Here is a 16,083-nt window from a genome sequence, read left to right on the forward strand (position 1 = left end):
CTTTGATGTACTTCGATTTTTTGTTTGGTGCTCAACCTTCGATTTGATCGATCGTTTCCTGTTTGACGATATCGGCGATTCGAATATTGATCTCTTTGACTTTCAAAGAAGTCAAGCGGCTAATTTCTTCTAAGACCACTTCTTGGACTTGCGCTAAGAGTTTGGGGATATCTTTGCCGTAAGCCACGATTACTTCCAAGTCAACTGCAACCTCTTCTTTGCCAACTTCCACATCAATGCCAGAAGCGACTTGCGGCTGTTCTTCAAGGTTTTCGGTCATATCTGAAAGAAATCTGCCATTTACACTAATCAAGCCATCAATTGACTGCAAAGCGACACCAACAATTGTTTCAATGACTTTCTCTTCAAAGGACAGTGGACTTGCTTGCGCTGCTTCATTAGACACATTCGTTGTTTGCTGATCGTCAGTCATTTTTCACACTCCTTGGTTAAATAAGAAAGGATACTAGAGACATCGCAAAGTCGCATACACGACCTTGTCTAAAGTGGACATTCCTCTTGGGAATTTTTTTCCCTACCTTTTTAGCATAAATTCTTTTTGTTTTTTTTACAAAGAAAAACACTTGTTTTCGGAATAAATTTATCGTGCAAGATAAAATGAATGCGCTAAAAAAATCTCAAAGCATAATTTTCCTGAAATGATTCGTTTTTCTTGACAAAAAAAAAGAAAGCATCTACAACGCTCTCTTTTTCTCGTGTTATTTTGACAAAACTTCCAACGGATCAATCAGTTGGTGTCGCGCTAAACTTGGTGAAAGACTGACTTCAAAATGCAAGTGCGGGCCTGTACTGTTCCCCGTACTTCCCATAGAAGCAATCACCTCGCCTTGTTCGACCGTTTGACCGACTTCCACTAAATTGCGATGATTGTGGGCATACAATGTCGTCAGCCCATCTTTGTGCTCAATGGCAACATAATTTCCCCATGAAGAATGATATTCTGAGCGGATCACCGTTCCTGAAAGACTAGCCATGATTGGCGTTCCTTGTGGTGCGGCGAAGTCCACTCCACGATGAAACCCATTGCCTCGCGGACCAAAGACAGAGGAGACAACTGGATTGCTGACAGGATAGATCATCTTTTCGCTGCCTGTCGGTAATTCTGGTTTCTCTTTGTCATAACTCGTCAGTGCATACGCTTCGATCAGCGCATTCAGCTTCTCATTGTATTGTGTATCTGATGCATAACGTCCGGTCAGATATTCCGTGGCGTCTTCATAAGATTCCGTTTCTGATTTCCAAACACCTTTATAAAAATTCGGATTGTGGTCCAATCCTTCTTTCAACAATTTCGCATAATCTTTCAAAGAAGATTCGATGCTGTCATATTGGCGAAAAGTGGCATGAACTGTGTATAAATTACCAGAACCATCGTCTTCTTGCGTTTGGAAGGAAATCCCATTCCCTTCATAAAGTCCCTTAATACCAAATAAGTTATAAAAAGGCTCCTGGCTCAGACGGCTTCTTCCGCTGCCAGACTCTAAAATCGCTTGGGCAATCATGACCGATGCGTAAAGATCTTCTTCTTGTCCAACTTTACGAGCATCTTCTCCAATCTCCATAATAAAGTCCCACGTTTCTTTGACTGGCGTGACTTCAAATTTTGCTGGCTCATCTTCTTGCGGCGGCGTTACCGTCAACTCTGGTACATTCGGTACTTCTTTGATGTCAGGCGAAGGCTGGCTTGGTGTTGATTCTGGCTCAGGATTTGGTGTTGTCTCTGGTTCTGGTTCTGGATTTGGTGCTGGATTTGGTGCTGGTTCTTCTGGTTCTGGCGCCGGCTCAGGTGTTGGTTCTGGTTCTGGATTCGGCTCAGGATCAGGATTTGGTGTCGGCTCTTCTGGTTCCGGTGTTGGTTCTGGTGTCGGGGTTGGTTCTGGTTCTGGCAAAGGTTCTGGTGTTGGCTGTTCAGGAGCAGGTGTTGACTCTCCTGGAACTACTTCGCCGTTTTCTCCTGGTACCGTTGCGGCATCTTCAGGAACCAAGCCCATGGTTGGCCCGTTCACTCCCGGAACCGTTGACTCAGCTGTATTTTGACCTGCAGTAGACTCGTTCGTCAAAACAGATGCCGCAGCCGATACTGGCAGCATTGTTGAAAATTGACTGGTAATAATGGCAATCGCCATCCATTTTTTTATTTTCATTCGTGAACTTTCCTCCTTTATTCCTCCCTCTATCATACAAAAAATGCAAGAAACTTTGTAATCAATTTTTGCATTCCTATATGAAAAACGAGAAAAACTTGAATTTTCTAATGAACGAATGATCCAAGCCATTCATTTTCTCTCTAGTAAAAATACGCAAAAAAAGGCTCAATCCTTCTCTTTTCGAGTGTCCAAAACAAAAACAGCAGCGAGCTTCCTCCCTGCTGTTTTGATCTATCTTGACTCTATATCGATATATTCCCGATCGTTTGACACTTCTTTGTAGGCGGGACGCATGATTTTTTGTGCGTTGACCAGCTCTTCGATCCGATGGGCGGACCAGCCGACGATCCGCGCGATAGCAAACATTGGTGTATACAGTTCTTCTGGCAGATCCAACATGTTATAAACAAACCCGCTGAAAAAGTCGATATTGGCACTGACTCCTTTGTAGATTTTGCGCTTTTCATTGATGACTTGAGGAGCAATACGTTCGACCATCGTATACAATTGATATTCTTGCCAAGCTTCTGATCCTTTTTCTTGGGCCAGTTTTGCCACATAATTTTTAAAAATCGCCGCACGGGGATCGTTGTCGCTGTATACCGCGTGGCCCATGCCATAAATCAATCCTTTACGGTCAAACGCTTCTTTATCTAAAACTGCTTCCAAATAGCTGCGGATCGCCTGTTCATCGGTAAGGTCAGCAACGTTACGCTTCAAATCTCCCATCATTTCTGTCACTTTGATATTAGCACCACCGTGTTTAGGCCCTTTCAAAGAACCTAGCGCTGCAGCAATCGTTGAATAGGTATCCGTCCCACTGGAGGTAACGACTCGTGTCGTAAAGGTCGAATTATTCCCGCCGCCATGTTCCATATGCAAAACCAGTGCCATATCCAATGTTTGGGCTTCTTGGAAGCTATATTCTTTCGTTGGACGTAGCATAGTCAAAATCGTTTCAGCTGTACTCAACTCTTCGGTCGGTCGGTGGATATACATACTCTCCCCTTGATTGTAATGATTGTAGGCATGATAGCCGTAGATTGCCAAGAGCGGAAAGACACTGATCAGCATCAGACTTTGTTCCAATACATTTTCAATGCTGATGTCATCTGCTTGTGGATCGTAACTTGCCAGTGTCAAGATACTGCGAGATAAGCTATTCATGATATCAGAAGAAGGTGCTTTCATAATGACGTCACGAACAAAATTGGTCGGCAATGTACGTTTTTCTGCTAATAGGCAATGAAAGGCCGCAAGTTCTGTTTTGTTTGGCAGTTCGCCGAAAAGTAATAAATATGCAACCTCTTCAAAGCCAAAGCGTTTTTCATTGACGAACCCTGCAACTAACTCGTTGATGTCAATTCCGCGATAACGCAGCTCGCCACAAGCTTCAATTGGCTTACCAGCAATGATTTTTTCTGGATAAATGGTGGAGATCGTCGTAAGCCCTGCTAAGACCCCCGTGCCATTTAAATCCCTCAGTCCACGTTTCACATCATATTCTGAATAAAGATTCACATCTATCAAATTGTATTTCTGACATTGCGATGCGAGATAGGACATCTTCTCTTTCTTTTCTAATCTTTCCACGGTGATGTTACCTCCAATCTTTCTACAAACTATCGATTACAATGTTATTTAACCGTATACAAACATCGTTAAAATAGTCATCCTATAAAATCGTTGCTTTTTAACAAACTTTCACACATTATAGCACGATGTTTATAAAATGAAATATTTTTCATAAATTTAATTGATTTTTTAAATTATCAACGTATAATTATTCCTAATAAGTACGTTTATCTTCGTAAAAAGGAGGATTCTTATGAAGTGGCAATCTCAACTCACCGTCAAGGATACGCAATACACGTATATTGACTTAGCGAAAATCACCCAAGACTTAGGGGCTGATTTATCTCGCTTGCCCTACTCCATTCGAGTTTTATTGGAAAGTGTTGCTCGTCATCAAGACGAGGAAATTACAGAGGATTATTTACCATTTTTAGCGAACTGGCAGGCAGAAACCCCTACTGGTGTCGTGCCATTCAAACCAGAGCGGGTCGTTTTGCAAGACTTTACTGGGGTACCCGCAGTCGTTGATTTGGCTGCCATGCGGGATGCGATGGTCGCTTTAGGCGGTGCCGCAGAAGACATCAATCCTGAGATCCCCGTCACACTCGTCGTCGACCACTCTGTGCAAGTCGATCAAGCCGGTACTCCTGGGGCGATCGCTTTTAATACGGAGCGGGAATTTGAACGCAATGCAGAACGCTATCAATTCTTGAAATGGGCGCAAGGTTCTTTCGACAATTTCGAAGTCGTTCCACCTGAAACAGGGATCATTCATCAAGTCAACATCGAATCGTTGTCTGATGTGATCTTGCAAAAAACACACGAAGATCAACGACTGCTGTTTCCTGATACATTGCAAGGAACCGATTCTCACACCACGATGATCAACGGCTTGGGGGTTCTCGGTTGGGGGGTTGGCGGTATTGAAGCGGAAGCTGCGATTCTTGGCGAACCTTCTTTCTCCCCTACGCCTGAAGTCATCGGGGTGAAATTTATCAACGAGATGCCTGCAGGTACCACCGCCACCGATTTAGCACTAAAAGTAACTGAAGTGCTGCGGATCGAAAAAGTGGTCGGAAAATTTGTCGAATACTTCGGTCCTGGCTATCGTCATTTAAGTTTAGCTGATCGAGCAACGTTAGCAAACATGGCTCCCGAATATGGTGCGACTTGCGGTTTTTGTCCGATTGATCAAGAGACCTTGAACTACTTAGCAACGACCGGTCGCTCCAGCGAGCTGATCGAACTCGTTGCCGCTTACGCCAAAGCCAACCATTTCTTTTATGATGAAGCGATCGTGCCAACCTATACTAAGACGATCACCATCGATCTAGCAGAAGTTCAGCCAGCATTAGCAGGGCCCAAGCGCCCGCAAGATCGGATTTTGCTTCCAGCAGTCCGTCAGGATTTTGAACAATCGGTCACGGCTGCCGTCGGTCCCAAGGGCTTTGGTCTTTCAGAGGACGAATGGCAAAAAGAAGCCAGCGTTACCTGGTCAGATGCTGCACCTGACAAATTAGTGACCGGCGATATCGTCTTGGCGGCGATCACTAGCTGTACGAATACGAGCAATCCCTTCGTCATGCTCTCGGCAGGCTTATTGGCTAAAAAAGCCATTGAAAAAGGTCTGACCGTCTCTCGTACGGTCAAAACCTCCCTTGCACCTGGCTCCCAGATCGTGACCACCTATTTGCAAAACAGTGGTTTGCTGCCGTATTTAGAGCAACTCGGCTTTTATTTGGTGGGCTACGGTTGTACCACCTGTATCGGAAATTCAGGTCCTTTAGAAGCGCAGGTCGCTGAAGCAATTGAGGCAGACAATCTACTGGCGGCATCGGTTCTGTCAGGCAATCGAAATTTTGAAGGAAGAATCCATCCACAGATTAAAGCCAATTATTTGGCTTCACCGCCATTAGTTGTTGCCTATGCCATCGCTGGCAGCATTCGCAAAGATCTCACAAAAGAACCGTTAGCTATCGTCAATGACGAGCCGGTGTATTTGTCTGATATTTGGCCTAGCAATGAAGAAGTCAATGCTTACGTTCAAGAGTACGTCGGACCAGAAGCATTTCGCGCTGCCTATGAGCATCTTTTTGATGCCAATGAACGCTGGAATGCGATCGAAACCACCACGAGCGCATGTTATGAATGGGAGGAGCAATCCACTTACATCGCTCATCCGCCCTACTTTGAAACATTGACCAAAGAGTTGCCTAAACCAGATGTCTTAGCTGATCTGAAAGTCTTGGCAAAATTGGGTGATTCCGTCACCACTGACCATATTTCTCCTGCTGGCAGCATCAGTATGGATTCTGCAGCTGGAAAATTTTTACAAGAAAAAGAAGTTCCGTATCGTGAATTCAACTCCTTTGGTTCGCGACGCGGCAATCATCAGATTATGATGCGGGGGACTTTCGGCAACATCCGTCTGCAAAACCAGCTAGTACCTGGCAGTACTGGCAGTGTCACGCATTATTTTCCAACAGGGGAAACCCTGTCGATATTTGACGCAGCTATGAATTACCAAAAAGCTGGTCAAAGCTGTATCATTTTAGCTGGTAAAGATTATGGCATGGGTTCTTCTCGCGACTGGGCCGCCAAAGGAACACAATTGTTAGGCGTTAAAGTCGTCTTAGCAGAAAGCTTCGAACGAATCCATCGCAGCAACTTGGTCATGATGGGGATCATTCCGCTTGAATATCTTGCTGGTGAAAGTGCTGCATCATTTGATTTGGACGGCAGCGAAACATTCTCGATCGCTTTGCCAGAAGAGCCAGTGGTCAAGCAGCTGATCGAAGTCACTGCGCAACGGATCGACGGAGGGACTGTCTCCTTTATGACCCGCCTGCGCTTTGATGCCCCTGCAGATATTCGCTATTGGAAGCATCAAGGAATTTTACCGATGGTCATTCGAAAAAAAGCTGAATTAGGAGGAACTGCCCATGCCTAACCAAACAACCCATGAAGTAACGACGATCACCATTCCTTACATTGCAGGAGACGGCATCGGTGCCGAGATTTGGCAGGCTGCGCAACCTGTGATTGATGCCGCTGTAAATAAAGCCTATGACAATCAACGCCGTATCGAATGGCTGGAAGTTTTAGCTGGAGAAGCCGCCTTTGAACAGACGGGGGAATGGCTGCCGCAAGCAACCATCGATACGATCAAGGCTCAACAATACGCCTTAAAAGGACCGTTGACTACCCCAATTGGCGAGGGCTTTCGCTCCTTGAATGTCACCTTGCGGCAAACGCTGGATCTTTATGCCTGTGTCAGACCTGTTCGCTATTTTACAGGGGTCCCTTCGCCTTTAAAGCAGCCAGAAAAAACCGATATGGTGATCTTTCGAGAAAATACTGAAGATGTTTATGCTGGCATCGAATTTGCCAAAGACGACGACGCAACGCAGCGTCTGATCCAGACATTGCAAGCAGACTTTGCTGTCAAGGCGATTCGTTTTCCTAAAACTGCCGCTATCGGCATCAAGCCGATCTCTTTAGAAGGCAGTCAGCGCTTGATCGCTGCTGCCATTGAGTATGCGATCGCTCAAAAGCGGCCCACGGTGACACTGGTGCATAAAGGCAATATCATGAAATTTACAGAAGGCGGCTTTAAAAACTGGGGCTATCAGCTTGCAGAGACCACATACACCGACCAGTGTTTTACAATGAATCAATACAACAAAATCAAAGCAGAAAGCGGCTCAAAGGCAGCCGAAGCCGCTCTTGCCTCGGCAAAAGCGGCTGGGAAAATCGTTGTTAACGACGTGATCGCAGACAACTTTTTACAACAGATCCTTTTGTATCCAGAAAAATTCGACGTCATTGCCACTTGTAATTTGAACGGCGACTACATTTCTGATGCACTTGCTGCACAAGTCGGCGGCATCGGGATCGCCCCCGGTGCCAATATCAACTACGCTACTGGGGCAGCCATCTTTGAAGCTACCCACGGAACAGCACCGGATATCGCAGGACTTGGCAAAGCCAATCCCTGTTCGCTGCTGCTGTCAGCGTGCATGCTATTAGAACATTTGAACTGGCCAGAAGCAGCCCAAATCCTAACACAAGCCATTGAACAAGCCTTGCAAAGTCAACACGTCACTGCCGACTTCGCGCAGTTGATGCCAGAAGCGGTCTGTTTAACGACACAAGCGTTTGGTGAACACCTCCTTCAGTTGATCCATTCGTAAACTCAAGCTGTGATTGAGTCGGCATTTGCCTGCTCAATCACAGCTTGATTGCGTTTTCACCTTTTGAGAAACTATACTTAGAGCATGAAAGGGGGAATTCATTTATGAGTGAATTCAACATGAGAAAAATCGGTCAGCAGATCGCTGCCAAACGCAAAGAAAAAAATCTGACCCAAAGCAACTTGGCCGACCAGTTACTTGTCAGCTATCAGGCGGTCAGTAATTGGGAGCGGGGCAACTCACTGCCGGACATTGAAAAATTGCCGCAGCTAGCAGCGATTTTAGACCTATCCATCGATGAGCTGTTAGGGAAGCCAGCAGCTGCGGTGCAACATTATCAAGCAGGAACCGCACAGCCAGAAGAAATCGCCGAACTAGCTCCGCTGATCAAACCGCAAGAATTGTCAGCGTTGATTCAAGAAGAACCGTTTCAAGAAACTTCTTTAGATTTAGACTTATTGCCTAGGCTAGCACCTCATTTGACCAGCGCAGACTTGCAGCACCTGCTAAATGGTGCCGAGAATATCCCAGAAGAGGTACTGGAAGAACTCCTGCCTTTTTTGAAAAAGCCCCAAGTAGAAGAGCTCCTGAAAGGTAAGCACTATTCCATGGCTTTTTGGGAAGAGGCGGCGCCCTTTTTACCCCCCAACTTTTTGGCGGGAGAAATCAAAGGCTGGCTTGAAAATCCTGACTTCCGCTTTTCTGAGATTGAAGAACTGCTGCCCTTTTTACCTGCGCCTTATCTGGATGAACTCCTGCTGACTGCCCTGGAACAGCCAAACGTTGCCGCATCAGAACGCTTGGCTTATGATGAAATCGAAGAACTGCTGCCGTTTCTAACAGAAGCAACGATCTGCCGGCTCGTTCAAGCACTGCCCTTCTCAACAGATGAGCTGGAAGAGATCGCCCCTTTCCTCTCCTCAAAGAACTTGATTGTCCTTTTAAAAAAAGAACACTAAAAAAACAAGATTCTTCTTTACTTTTGGTAAACCACCGTTTATAATTTCGTTAACCAAATAATTTATTTTTAGGTTAACGAAATTATTATTAGAGAGAAGGATTCGATGAAATTATCATTACGTGAACAAATCCATGCCGCTTTATTTGCGATCATTATTGCTGGTCTTTCCCAACTGACGATTCCATTAGGTTTGATCCCATTGACAGGACAAACCTTTGCGATCGGGCTGGCGGTGACTTTCCTCGGCACGCGAACTGGAACGATGGCGATCATCATCTACTTGCTGTTAGGATTGATTGGTTTGCCCGTTTTCGCTGGTTTTTCCAGCGGTGTCGGTGTTTTGTTAGGACCAACTGGTGGCTATTTAGTCGGCTTCCTCTTTAATGGATTGCTTACTGGATTGATCGTAGAAAAAACAGCGTTTCGCTACACAGGAGCAGTGATCGGCAATATTGTCGGTGCGCTGGCAACTTTGTTGTTTGGTACATTGTGGCTGAAATGGAGCACGGGCATGGCATGGCCGGCTGCCTTTAACGGTGGCTTTGTTCTGTTTATTATCCCTGGGATCATCAAAGCCGTTGCCGCAGCTTATCTAGGTATCTTTTTAAGAAACCGCTTGGCGCAACCATTGGCTTTACGTTAATAAAAAACACTCGCGTCATATGCAGCGATTCCCATCAGTTAGCTTTCTCGTCTAACTTTTGAAAATCGCCGCATCACGCGAGTGTTCTTTTTTATTTCTTCCCCTCTTCAATCGAGAGCTGCGGCCAAATTTTCTGCCACTGCTTCATCGCTTGGCGTTGTCGATAAACCGCAAGATACTGTTCATTTTGGGCAAAATGCGGTGTTGGACGCACCCGAAAACTGCAAATATCCTGCCAGCCAAAAGGCGCCATCAATTCAAGCTTGCCTTGATTCATTCGTGCCGCTACCGCTGTACAACGCTCTGGAAACTTCGTTAAAGCATCGAAGGTACTTGTATAAGGCGGCTCCTCGGCAAAATTATGTTGGTGCATCAACGCTTGGTTTCGAACCTCCCAAGGAAATTCGGGAAACGAGCGGCGCAGTTGCGCTTCGATCGCTGCTGTTTCTTCTATGCTTACAGTCGGATCATAAAACACGACATCAATATCGGTCAGCGGCACCTCCGCTATTTTCCCACTGAGAAACCCCCATAAATAATTCCGCAGGTACCCAGCACACAGCCAGCAATCCGACAGCTGCAACGCTTCAATGATCGTAAGCAGTTGTCGACATTCACGATTTTTTGCAAACAAGTTCTGGATCGCTTGTTCCTTCATTGGCGTCCTCCTCTAATGGGTTCAGGCTAGTTATTTCAAGGTCCAACCACCGTCGATGGGCACGATCGCCCCCTGCAAGTAACTAGCTTGCGGGCTGGCAAGAAAAAGGGTCAGCGCTGCAACTTCTTCTGGTTGCGCCCAACGCTTGACTGGCGTCTCTTCTGCCACCCATTGCGCCATTTTCCCGTCACCCGCAAAATCAGCCGCATTCATCGGCGTTTGAATCGCACCGGGCGCGATGCCCTTTACCGAGATCCCTTGATCTGCAACATCCAATGCCAACTGTTTGGTAAACCCGACGATCGCGTGTTTTGCGGTTGTATAGGCGATCCCGCCCCCACCTGCGACCATTCCAGCGATGGACGCCATATTGATGATCGTTCCGCCGCCATTGGCTTGCATCAGCGGCAAAATTTCTTTCGTTAAATAAAACATGCTGGAGACATTGGTTTGAAATATCTCCTCCCACTCCATTGACGTCGTCTCAGCGATCGTATGATAGCCGTCAAGCTTTCCTGCTGTATTTAACAAGACCGTGATACCGCCAAAGTGCGTCACACAAGCTTGGACCGCTGCAAGACAATTTTCTTTCACCGCTAAGTCACAACATGTGCCGAAAAAGCGGGGCTGGGCTAAAAGCGTATCAGGAAACGATTGGCAGTCAACACCAAATACTTGAGCGCCTTCTGCAAGAAACACCTCTGCTTGCGCTTTACCGATACCTGAAGCAGCCCCTGTGACAAACACAATCGTTTTGTCATCGATCCACGCTGCCGTCATTCCACGATTTTCCAATCTTCCGCAAGAATGTCGCAAACAGTCGGTGCGAAACTCGAGAATCCCTCGTCTGCTGTTTTGATCAAAAAGTAAGGGGTGACTGGGGCATTGTCGTACACTTCGCCTTCAACGAATGTCACATAAAGTTCAAAGCCGCCCCAACCTTCACGAATGATTTTTTTGCCAGCTTTTAATTCTGGTAAGATTTCTTCAAATGTCATGATTTTTCTCCTTTGTGTGTTTCTTCTAATGGTTTAAATTGCTTGGAAATTCAATCACGAAAACAAGCAGGACTCGTTTGCTGCGCTAATACGGCAGCAGCGTGATCGCTTGCGCCAATTCCTCTACAAGATGCGCCGTTTTATAGTCCTCAAATGCCTCATGATGGTTTCGCAGCAGCGTCCGAACTTTCGTTGGAGAATATGCTTCTGCTAAGTGATTTTCCAAAACGAAGCGTCGGGTCAACTGCCATTCATAATAGTAGCCGAAGGGACGGCAATAGTAGCTGGTTCCCGCAAGCTCCTTTTTCTCAAAGCGTCGATGGGTATGCCCAAAGACGACTGCCCGCACATTGGCGTACTGGTCGATCACTGCGCCAAAATCGGGCGACCCCAAAAACGCATTTAGGTGGTTCCAGCGGGCGTACTTGCCGGTCTGCCGCACAATAAACGCTTCTTGGGGCACAAAATGCGTAGAAAGAAAAATTTCTTGGTCTTGCGGCAAATGGGCCAATGTTTCCGCTAAACGCTCATTGATGGCTTGGCTGATCTCCTTATCCGATCCCTTTCGTTGAATCATGCGGTCATACCAAAACAAATTTTTCAGCCGCAAGATCTCAGCTTCACTGGTCAGATCAGAATATTGGTAGTCATACCAGCCATTGATTCCCAACAGCTGTGTTTTTTCTGATAAGCGATACGTCTGAAAATTAAGAAAGGCGGGATCATCGAAAGCCTCGATCTCTTGTTCCGTCAAGTCCACCATTTCATGATTGCCCCAGTGAAAGGTCGTTGGCACCTGTCGACTTTGAAAAAATGCGACCACGTCTAATAGCCGTTGTTTTTTATTCGCCACATCTCCTGCCAGATGCAGATGGGTCACCTGATTTTGCTGCAAATAATCAGCGATCAGCTGCAGATGGGGATCAAATAATTGGTTGATATCGACGTGCAAGTCGCTAATAACCGCCAACGTGCCCATCTCAGCGGCCCGCCGTCTGCTTTTCGATCCGTAACAATTGGACATCGTTAGCTAAGATCCCGCTATTTCCCACCAATTGCAACCGTTGATAGGTCGGTTCCACCTGCATCCGAGTCTGTTCTTCTAAATACACCTGAGCCCCTTGCTTCAACCAAATCGTGCCTAAGGGTGTCGTTAAAGGGGTGTCGTAGATCGCCAATCCTTCTTCTGGATAGCTTTGCGGCACGATGATCAGGCGAAAATGGATGTCCAAACGGCAGGTGATCTCCGTTGCAGGAAACGGACCAACGCCGTCTTCAAAATCCAAGTAGAGACGATCATCTGGCTGCACATAAGGGGTTATTTTTTCAATTGCTGCTGGCTCAATGTTCAGTTCCATGACGAGAGCCCTCCTTTACATGATAGGTTTTTTCCATTCCTCAAGGGTGATGCCACGCGTGACTTCATCGATGATTTCTTCACCCGATTTGCGGGCAGCTGGGATCGTTGCTTCCAATTTCATCCCAATTTTCTCCATGACCCGTCCAGACTTGGGATTTCGGGCATCATGTCGAGCAAAAATTCGAATCAATTCGAGTGTTTCAAAACCGAAATGCAGCAGTGCCATTGCCGCTTCTGGCATGATCCCTTGCCCCCAATAATCGCGACTCAATGTATAACCGAGCTCAGCGATCTCTTTTTCTGATTCTACCCGCAAATCGATGGTCCCGATCATTTTTCCTGAGTCTTTTTCTTCGATCGCAAATTTTCCTAAGGGTGCAGCAACAAAATACTCGGCGATGCGTAGTTTTGTTTCTTCAACCGACCCATGTCTAGCAAAGACGAAGGTCGTCGTTTCTTCATCATTTGCATAGGCAAACATGTCCGCTGCATCCGCCAAGGAAACAGGACGCAAGAGCAGCCTCGGTGTCTCCAACCGTTGATTTTCTGCTAACAATAGCAAATGTCGTTCTTTTGTTGTCATAGGATCCCTACTTTCTGTCAATACTCTCTCACGATCGCACCCCTCTTTTGCTATTTGCTGGATATGCTATAATAAGCATAAGTAAACGCTTTGAGGAGGATACTTCAATGTCAGACGAATTAGAAAAACGCCTTGATACAGGAATGTATGGGACGCCTCGCGTCAACCCAGATGAACAGCGCAAGTATTTAGGCACGTTTCGTGAACGGTGTTATCTTAGTATGACAGTAACAGAAATGAAGAAGAAGGACAACCAGAAAACGCTCTTGAACGCCTTACCAGATTATCAAGGAGCGCTCGTGCTGCTTAATGGAAAATTGCCAGAATCGATCCAGACCGATTACATCACTTTACTGACCAAACAACAGATGGAATTTCGGATCGTCTCCGATGCCCAAGATGCTGGTCCAGACAGTATCGGCTTGCTGATTGCTGGGAAAGAAGCCGTCAATGAAGACGTCATCGATATCGAAAAAAAATTCCCTGCAGCTGCCGCTCCATCGGATAAAGAGCAGGAACAACCAGAGAAAACGTCATTTTGGAAACGTCTTTTCCATTAAAAGGAGGAACTATCATGGAACAATCAACACCGCCCTACCTTTCATTAAAGAAAGAACTGCTTGATGCTTTGGATCTGCATATCGATTTGTTAAAAACGGCACCCACGATCGAATCCAGCCATCTAGATGGCGTATTGTTCATGATGCGCAGCTTGGGTTTTATGCTGGATCGCGCTCCGAAAGTACTCCTGCTGGAGGATAAGAATGAAATGAACTTTATGATGTTTCAATATTATAGCCTCCTGTCGGAACTGAAGTACAATCTGGTTTTAAACTTTCCCTACGCCTCGATTCAAGGCGTACCGTTATTAACCTTGATCCAACGTTTTCCTACCACTTATGAAAAAGAAATGAAACAATGGTGGGAAGCCCGAACGGGTCTCAAGGTGGAAGAAACAAAACAAACGATTGAAATCGCTGCTTTTGAAGGATAAGAACATCCAAAAAAGGCTCGCGATACTTCCTGCAGATAGAAAGTACTGGATATAATAGTTTGCTAGTAAAGCGAACCATAAAGCAGGACGTTAACGTATTTCTCATGATTTCTTCAAAGAAAAACCAGTCAGAGGCAGTTTCTGACTGGTTTTTATTAGTTTTAAGTTGTATTCTTCTTAATTTATTTGATACATCAAAGAATCAACTTATCTTTTTTATTTAGTAAAAATCAACTGTAAAACCAATTGGATCTCCATTTGCATTTAGCGCTGGCCGAATAACAAAGCGTGTAAACTCTAAAAACTTCCCTTCAGCCCATAAAGAATATGCACTTGCACTCGCTTCTGCACTAGTAGCTGCAAAAATGCCGCTATTGCCCAGATTGACTGGAATATTCACATCTGTTTCGCCATCGCCAGAGCCATCTTCTCCGCCATCTACATCTGTATCTCCGCCACCAGAACCATCTTCTCCACCATCGGTATCTGTGTCACCGCCACCAGAGCCGTCTTCGCCACCGTCTACATCTGTATCTCCGCCACCAGAGCCATTCTCTCCACCATCGGTATCTGTATCTCCGCCACCAGAGCCATTTTCGCCGCCATCTACATCTGTATCTCCGCCACCGGAACCGTTATCTCCGCCGTCTACATCTTTATCATCTTCGTCTTTATTAAATACACCAAATTCAATATAGATATAATCGCCTACAAAATGAACTTCATGCCCCTTAACTACTTCTGGATAATTTTCATGCTTCCAAGCAGTAGCTTCCTCGTTACTTAGGAATGGTCCGACACGTAGACGAGTATAATATGAATTCTCATAGACAACTTCAACTACAATTTCACGGTCAGTCGCGCCTCCATTATCAGGTGTCGGAATATTGAACTCAATATAGATATAGTTTCCTTCTAGATAGATTTGTAGGTCTGAAACTAATCCAACATAGTTTTCAAGCAGCCATGCCGCCACTTCATCGGTAGTTAAGAATGGTCCGACACGGAGGCGTGTAATTTCTTCATTTTCTGCAACGACTGTCACTTCAAACTCTCGATCAGCTGGTGGATTAGTGGAACCATTATCTCCACCTGAACCATTATCCGTTGCTGGTGGTGTTGGGTTTGTGGAGTCCTCTCCTGATCCATTATCTGTTGCAGGCGGCGTTGGTTTTGTTGATCCGTCTCCTGATCCGTTATCTGTTGCTGGAGGTGTCGGTTTTGTAGAGACATTTGATCCATTATTACTGTTTCCAGGATTTGTATTGCTTCCTCCCCCAATTGGTTTGGTCGGATCAATTTTGTCAGTATCTTGAATCACTGCTTGACTAATCGTATTACCCTCTGCATCCTTTAGAGAAACCACATTTCCATCAAACACTAATTTGTTGCCAGCATAAATCAAGTCAATATTGTAAATATTATTCCATTGTGCTAGACGTTCGATCGTAATATTTGTCGCTTTACTGATGGCGCTAAGTGTATCACCCCAAACAATCGTATATTCATTCCCAGTAATATCAGCTTTGATTTGTTCGGGTGTTCTGGCAACCCATACGCTTGCGGAAATAGGGGATGCTGTTTCTTCTGATGCCGAAACTTGATTTGATAATGCACCAGCCGTAAAAATTGTTGCTAGTAATGCCAACGTTTTAACAATCTTACCATTAAATTTTTTCATTCCGTACTCTCCTTTTTATAATGCTATTATATTCAACTTATTACACACCATAACCTGATTAAAATTTCAGGATGGATCTGTATAATAAATTTAGTATACTTATCTACGCAGAAGGGCTCGTGTGAATCATAGCCCGTTGAAAGACAGAAAAGAGCGGCTAAAGAAAAAGTGATTCCTCGGTTGGAAGCACTAAAACCATTGATTTAAGCCTACGAAAAAAGCCTGCACACTGAATGAAGAACCGACAAAGCACTGTCAAACATTCGCAG

The 16,083-nt window shown here is 45.4% G+C and carries 16 protein-coding genes; 6 read left to right on the forward strand and 10 right to left on the reverse strand.

The genetic code is table 11. The annotated features are described in order from the left end of the window. Positions 1-31: 31 nt before the first annotated feature. From IGJ15_RS14380 to IGJ15_RS14390, 3 genes are all read right to left on the reverse strand, one after another. Positions 32-433: an Asp23/Gls24 family envelope stress response protein gene (locus IGJ15_RS14380; RefSeq protein WP_010748640.1), complete on the reverse strand. Its 402-nt coding sequence runs from the start codon at positions 431-433 to the stop codon at positions 32-34. A 286-nt stretch (positions 434-719) separates the two neighbouring features. Beyond that, entirely contained in the window at positions 720-2,165 is a 1,446-nt protein-coding gene (locus IGJ15_RS14385) for a peptidoglycan DD-metalloendopeptidase family protein (protein ID WP_270286655.1), read from the reverse strand. A gap of 234 nt (positions 2,166-2,399) precedes the next feature. Further along, positions 2,400-3,761, reverse strand: coding sequence for a citrate/2-methylcitrate synthase (locus IGJ15_RS14390; protein WP_010748638.1), 1,362 nt, complete (start codon positions 3,759-3,761; stop codon positions 2,400-2,402). 235 nt (positions 3,762-3,996) lie between these two features. On the opposite strand from IGJ15_RS14390, the gene acnA reads away from it, so the two are divergent. The 4 genes from acnA (at position 3,997) to IGJ15_RS14410 (ending at position 9,540) form a co-directional block, all read left to right on the forward strand. After that, a complete protein-coding gene (acnA, locus tag IGJ15_RS14395; RefSeq protein ID WP_010748637.1) occupies positions 3,997-6,693 on the forward strand; it encodes an aconitate hydratase AcnA in 2,697 nt (898 codons plus the stop codon). After that, positions 6,686-7,936, forward strand: coding sequence for an NADP-dependent isocitrate dehydrogenase (icd, locus tag IGJ15_RS14400; protein WP_010748636.1), 1,251 nt, complete (start codon positions 6,686-6,688; stop codon positions 7,934-7,936). Before acnA ends, icd begins: the two co-directional genes overlap by 8 nt. Positions 7,937-8,040: 104 nt before the next feature. Next, the gene (locus IGJ15_RS14405; RefSeq protein ID WP_010748635.1) at positions 8,041-8,895 is read left to right on the forward strand and encodes a helix-turn-helix domain-containing protein; all 855 of its coding nucleotides are present in this window, start codon (positions 8,041-8,043) and stop codon (positions 8,893-8,895) included. 105 nt (positions 8,896-9,000) lie between these two features. Beyond that, positions 9,001-9,540, forward strand: coding sequence for a biotin transporter BioY (locus IGJ15_RS14410; RefSeq protein ID WP_005227150.1), 540 nt, complete (start codon positions 9,001-9,003; stop codon positions 9,538-9,540). Positions 9,541-9,631: 91 nt separating this feature from the next. Here the strand turns inward: IGJ15_RS14410 and IGJ15_RS14415 are convergent, their stop codons facing one another. The 6 genes from IGJ15_RS14415 to IGJ15_RS14440 form a co-directional block, all read right to left on the reverse strand. Next, a complete protein-coding gene (locus tag IGJ15_RS14415) occupies positions 9,632-10,198 on the reverse strand; it encodes a nucleotidyltransferase family protein (RefSeq protein ID WP_010748634.1) in 567 nt (188 codons plus the stop codon). A gap of 30 nt (positions 10,199-10,228) precedes the next feature. Then, a complete protein-coding gene (locus tag IGJ15_RS14420; protein ID WP_010748633.1) occupies positions 10,229-10,978 on the reverse strand; it encodes a 3-oxoacyl-ACP reductase in 750 nt (249 codons plus the stop codon). Further along, positions 10,975-11,196, reverse strand: coding sequence for a DUF2829 domain-containing protein (locus IGJ15_RS14425; protein ID WP_005227147.1), 222 nt, complete (start codon positions 11,194-11,196; stop codon positions 10,975-10,977). Before IGJ15_RS14425 ends, IGJ15_RS14420 begins: the two co-directional genes overlap by 4 nt. 85 nt (positions 11,197-11,281) lie before the next feature. Continuing rightward, a complete protein-coding gene (locus IGJ15_RS14430) occupies positions 11,282-12,175 on the reverse strand; it encodes a metallophosphoesterase (RefSeq protein ID WP_010748632.1) in 894 nt (297 codons plus the stop codon). 1 nt (position 12,176) lies between these two features. After that, positions 12,177-12,554, reverse strand: a complete 378-nt coding sequence (locus IGJ15_RS14435) for an iron-sulfur cluster biosynthesis family protein (RefSeq protein WP_005227145.1) — start codon at positions 12,552-12,554, stop codon at positions 12,177-12,179. Between the two features lie 15 nt (positions 12,555-12,569). Further along, positions 12,570-13,139, reverse strand: a complete 570-nt coding sequence (locus IGJ15_RS14440) for a GNAT family N-acetyltransferase (RefSeq protein ID WP_010748631.1) — start codon at positions 13,137-13,139, stop codon at positions 12,570-12,572. A 107-nt stretch (positions 13,140-13,246) separates the two neighbouring features. Between IGJ15_RS14440 and IGJ15_RS14445 the strand changes: the two genes are divergently transcribed. Continuing rightward, entirely contained in the window at positions 13,247-13,699 is a 453-nt protein-coding gene (locus IGJ15_RS14445) for a YueI family protein (protein WP_010748630.1), read from the forward strand. 14 nt (positions 13,700-13,713) lie between these two features. Next, complete coding sequence (locus IGJ15_RS14450) at positions 13,714-14,133, forward strand: hypothetical protein (RefSeq protein ID WP_010748629.1); 420 nt, start codon at positions 13,714-13,716, stop codon at positions 14,131-14,133. 220 nt (positions 14,134-14,353) lie between these two features. Here the strand turns inward: IGJ15_RS14450 and IGJ15_RS14455 are convergent, their stop codons facing one another. Further along, entirely contained in the window at positions 14,354-15,814 is a 1,461-nt protein-coding gene (locus IGJ15_RS14455; protein ID WP_010748628.1) for a LysM peptidoglycan-binding domain-containing protein, read from the reverse strand. Positions 15,815-16,083 lie beyond the last annotated feature (269 nt).

It is taken from the genome of Enterococcus sp. AZ079, assembly GCF_050547255.1.
Taxonomy (GTDB): Bacteria; Bacillota; Bacilli; order Lactobacillales; family Enterococcaceae; genus Enterococcus_D; species Enterococcus_D casseliflavus.

What these genes read in the sequence shown, in the direction of transcription:
- acnA (WP_010748637.1), top strand. Translation starts at nt 3,997, where the DNA reads ATGAAGTGGCAATCTCAACTCACCGTCAAGGATACGCAATACACGTAT.
- IGJ15_RS14410 (WP_005227150.1), top strand. Translation starts at nt 9,001, where the DNA reads ATGAAATTATCATTACGTGAACAAATCCATGCCGCTTTATTTGCGATC.
- IGJ15_RS14415 (WP_010748634.1), bottom strand. Translation starts at nt 10,198, where the DNA reads ATGAAGGAACAAGCGATCCAGAACTTGTTTGCAAAAAATCGTGAATGT.
- IGJ15_RS14445 (WP_010748630.1), top strand. Translation starts at nt 13,247, where the DNA reads ATGTCAGACGAATTAGAAAAACGCCTTGATACAGGAATGTATGGGACG.
- IGJ15_RS14450 (WP_010748629.1), top strand. Translation starts at nt 13,714, where the DNA reads ATGGAACAATCAACACCGCCCTACCTTTCATTAAAGAAAGAACTGCTT.
- IGJ15_RS14405 (WP_010748635.1), top strand. Translation starts at nt 8,041, where the DNA reads ATGAGTGAATTCAACATGAGAAAAATCGGTCAGCAGATCGCTGCCAAA.
- IGJ15_RS14385 (WP_270286655.1), bottom strand. Translation starts at nt 2,165, where the DNA reads ATGAAAATAAAAAAATGGATGGCGATTGCCATTATTACCAGTCAATTT.
- IGJ15_RS14420 (WP_010748633.1), bottom strand. Translation starts at nt 10,978, where the DNA reads ATGACGGCAGCGTGGATCGATGACAAAACGATTGTGTTTGTCACAGGG.
- icd (WP_010748636.1), top strand. Translation starts at nt 6,686, where the DNA reads ATGCCTAACCAAACAACCCATGAAGTAACGACGATCACCATTCCTTAC.
- IGJ15_RS14440 (WP_010748631.1), bottom strand. Translation starts at nt 13,139, where the DNA reads ATGACAACAAAAGAACGACATTTGCTATTGTTAGCAGAAAATCAACGG.
- IGJ15_RS14380 (WP_010748640.1), bottom strand. Translation starts at nt 433, where the DNA reads ATGACTGACGATCAGCAAACAACGAATGTGTCTAATGAAGCAGCGCAA.
- IGJ15_RS14425 (WP_005227147.1), bottom strand. Translation starts at nt 11,196, where the DNA reads ATGACATTTGAAGAAATCTTACCAGAATTAAAAGCTGGCAAAAAAATC.
- IGJ15_RS14455 (WP_010748628.1), bottom strand. Translation starts at nt 15,814, where the DNA reads ATGAAAAAATTTAATGGTAAGATTGTTAAAACGTTGGCATTACTAGCA.
- IGJ15_RS14430 (WP_010748632.1), bottom strand. Translation starts at nt 12,175, where the DNA reads ATGGGCACGTTGGCGGTTATTAGCGACTTGCACGTCGATATCAACCAA.
- IGJ15_RS14435 (WP_005227145.1), bottom strand. Translation starts at nt 12,554, where the DNA reads ATGGAACTGAACATTGAGCCAGCAGCAATTGAAAAAATAACCCCTTAT.